Genomic DNA, 2,442 nt, shown 5'->3' on the forward strand with positions numbered 1-2,442 from the left:
AACAAAGAGAGAGCCAACTGATGATGATACTCTCTCTTTAAATTTTTTCTTAATATTTTTTAATTAATCTCTATTTTCAATTTAAGAAATCTAAAACATATTGGGCATATAAAGCTGTACCAATTTCTAAAGAATCTTCATCTATTGCAAATTTCTCATGATGATGAGGATAGTTGGCATCTTTAGCTGGATTTCCAGCTCCAACAAAAGCTAAAACTCCAGGTACTTGTTCTAAAAAGTAACAAAAATCCTCTCCACCAGTAAGTTTTTCCATTTTTATAATTCCATCTTTTCCAAGAATAGTTTCTACAGATTTCGAAGCTATTTTAGAGCAATTTTCATCATTTATACAAGGTGCAGTTCCATAGGTATAGTTAACTTGACCAGTAGCTCTGTATGTCTCACAAGTTCCATTTGTAACTCTTTCCAAAATTGACTTAAAATTATTTCGAATTTCGGGATTAAAAGTACGAGTTGTTCCTTTTAAAATAGCTTGGTTTGCAATAACGTTAAATCTTGTTCCAGAATGAAATGATCCAACAGTTACTACTCCAGATTCTAGTGGACTAATCTCTCTACTCACAATTGATTGTAAATTCATAATTAGAGCAGAACCTACAACAACAGCATCAATAGTCTGATGTGGAAGAGAACCATGTCCCCCTTTACCGTTTACAATAATTTCAAAAATATCGGCTGAAGCCATTCTTGGGCCTGCATCTACAGAAATTTTTCCACAAGGTAAGTCGCTCCATAAATGGATTGCAAAGCATCCATCAGCATCATTGATAGGTTCTTCTTCAAGCATTTTTAAAGCGCCTTGAGCAATTTCCTCTGCAGGTTGAAAATAAAGCCTAACTTCTCCTGATAAAGTATTTTTTATTTCATTTAATATTTTAGCTGCTCCTAAAAGCATAGCAGAATGGCCATCATGACCACAAGCGTGCATGATTCCATCATTCGTAGAGCAATACTCAACTCCTGTGCACTCCTGTACTTGTAGAGCATCCATATCAGCTCTTAAAATAACTTTTTTTCCCTCTTTACCTTTATTAATAAATCCAACAACGCCTGTTCCCGCAATCACTTTAAATGGAATCCCCAGCTTGGATAACTCCTCTTGAATTCTTTTAGATGTTCTAAATTCTTGGAAACTAGGTTCGGGATATTTATGAAACTCCCTTCTCATTTTAATGATGTAATCCTTATTTTGTTCTGCAAGCTTTTTAATCATTTTATATCCCCCTTTTATAGTAATTTTACAAAAATTCCAGCTATAATAACAGAAACGATAGTTACTGAAACAAATCCACCAACTAACATTTTAGGTAACATAGCATCAATTAGAAATTGTTTTTCTTCATCAGTTTCTCCAAGAGATTTAGCAGCTTCAGTTGTTAAAGCGTAATTTGCTGGAAATCCATACAGTGCATTTAAAGATATCGCACAAGACATAGGAGAAGATTCTTTTAAGATTTTACCAATAATAAATGAAAATATAAGCATACCAGTCACACCGAATCCAATAATTCCAATAAATGGAAATAAAAGACGTTGAAGCATTTCTGGAGTAGCTTTAGCTAATCCTCCAAATATAAATGCCATTAAACTAGTCATATAGAAGCCAAAAGTTCCTGATACATTTAAAGGTTTTCTTTCGATAAAACCAGTTTCAGCTCCGATTACCCCCACAAACAGACAGATAACATATCTAGAAATAACTTCATTGATAGCTTCTGTAAATAAAATTGCTCCACCAACTAAAAGAGCTAACTTTAAAAGGACAATATAAGTTGTTTGGTATTCTTTTGGTAAAGGAGGGATTAACCTTTTAATATTCTCCTCTTTAATCTCCTTTTTATCAAGATCAATAACCTCTCCCTTTCGAAATTTTTTTAAAAGATGATTTCCTTCTGATCTTAAAACAAGAGCAGTGAGCGGATAGCCAACAAACCCTTGCATAACATACATAACTATTGCTAAAATTGCAAGTTCAGGCAATCCTTTAGCTGTTGCTGCTTCAGACATAATAATTGATGCTACAACTCCTCCTGTAAGGGGCGGAGTAGCAATAACAAGCATTTCCCATGGGAAAAATAATTTTCCTAAAACTAAAGTTCCAAAACATATTCCTAATATTCCAAAAATAGCTATTGAAAATGCTTTCCATTGTCTAATAAGTTCTTTTAAACTCAGCATAGTACCAAGATGAGTAATAAGAAAAAGCATAGAACTTATAATAATTGGAGTTACAAATCCAGCTATTTCAAGGATATTTTCTGGGAAAATTGTCCAATAACCAATTAAAAAAACAATAGCAGTAATAAAAACAGATGGAACGATAGCTCTAGTTTTAATAGATACTATTTCACCGATAGCCAAAGCTCCCAAGACACAAATAATTGCCATAATTAAACTCATAAGAATCTCCCCTCTTTTAAC

The 2,442-nt window shown here is 33.2% G+C and carries 2 protein-coding genes; both read right to left on the minus strand.

Going from position 1 to position 2,442, the window contains the following annotated elements:
- Positions 1–76: 76 nt before the first annotated feature.
- Entirely contained in the window at positions 77–1,234 is a 1,158-nt protein-coding gene (locus ACMOUI_RS05775) for a M20 family metallopeptidase (protein WP_418964783.1), read from the minus strand.
- A gap of 14 nt (positions 1,235–1,248) precedes the next feature.
- Positions 1,249–2,442, minus strand: a 1,194-nt coding sequence (locus ACMOUI_RS05780) for a hypothetical protein (protein ID WP_418964784.1), incomplete at its 5' end; no start/stop codon positions are given.

The organism is Cetobacterium sp., from assembly GCF_048470075.1.
Taxonomy (GTDB): domain Bacteria; phylum Fusobacteriota; class Fusobacteriia; order Fusobacteriales; family Fusobacteriaceae; genus Cetobacterium_A.